The 263-nt window shown below is 49.4% G+C and carries 1 pseudogene; it reads right to left on the bottom strand.

Going from position 1 to position 263, the window contains the following annotated elements:
- Positions 1-73: 73 nt before the first annotated feature.
- Positions 74-263 (bottom strand): annotated as a pseudogene (locus SB775_RS30655) (RluA family pseudouridine synthase); the annotation flags it as partial.

Here is a 263-nt window from a genome sequence, read left to right as displayed (position 1 = left end):
TGTTACGTTATCAAGGGATTCATAGAATGAAAAACAAAAAAGGACTCCCGCGGAAGCCCTTACTTGATCTGTCTTATTGAAATTCTGCATGTATCAATCGCTTCATATCCGCTGGCACAGGGGCATAAGCTGCAATCTCTTCTGTGCGAACAGGATGCTCGAAGCGCAGTGATGACGCATGCAATGCCTGTCTGCGCATGAGTCCCCTGGCCGCGCCGTACATCGTATCACCCGCGAGTGGATGGCCCAAATGTGCAAAATGT

The sequence above is a fragment of the Peribacillus sp. SIMBA_075 genome, from assembly GCF_046534585.1.
Note: the sequence above shows the minus strand (reverse complement) of the source record. Positions and strands in the feature narration are given on the sequence as shown.